Source organism: Blastococcus sp. CCUG 61487, from assembly GCF_005222955.1.
Lineage (GTDB): Bacteria > Actinomycetota > Actinomycetes > Mycobacteriales > Geodermatophilaceae > Blastococcus.
On sequence record NZ_LWUA01000194.1, the window covers coordinates 1 to 468 of the forward strand.

The 468-nt window shown below is 63.7% G+C and carries 1 protein-coding gene; it reads right to left on the bottom strand.

The window, feature by feature from the left end:
* Window positions 1-468: DDE-type integrase/transposase/recombinase (locus tag A6V29_RS10215; RefSeq protein ID WP_137160189.1), on the bottom strand; the 468-nt coding region annotated here is incomplete at both ends.

The following is a 468-nucleotide window of genomic DNA, read 5'->3' on the forward strand; positions in this document are numbered from 1 at the left end:
AATACGCCGGTGAAGGCCGCACCGGTGAACTGCGAGCCCTGGTCGGTGTTGAAGATGTCCGGCTTGCCGTGACGCGCGAGAGCATCCTCCAATGTCTCGACGCAGAAGGCCGCCTCCATCGTGATCGACAGCCGCCAGGACAGAACACGACGGGTCGCCCAGTCCAGCACCGCGGCGAGATAGACGAAGCCATGGGCCATCGGGATATAGGAGATGTCCATGGCCCAGACCTGGTTCGGTCGCGTAATCTCCAGGTCGCGCAGCAGGTACGGGTAGATCTTGTGACCGGGCTCGGGCTTGGTGGTGCGTGGACGGCGATAGAGCGCCTCCATCCCCATCCGCCGCATCAGCGTCTTGACATGACGGCGTCCGACCTTGCACCCCCGCAAAGCCAGCAGGCCGCGCAGCATACGCGAACCTGCGAAGGGGTACTCCAGGTGCAGCCGATCGAGCTGCTGCATGATATCG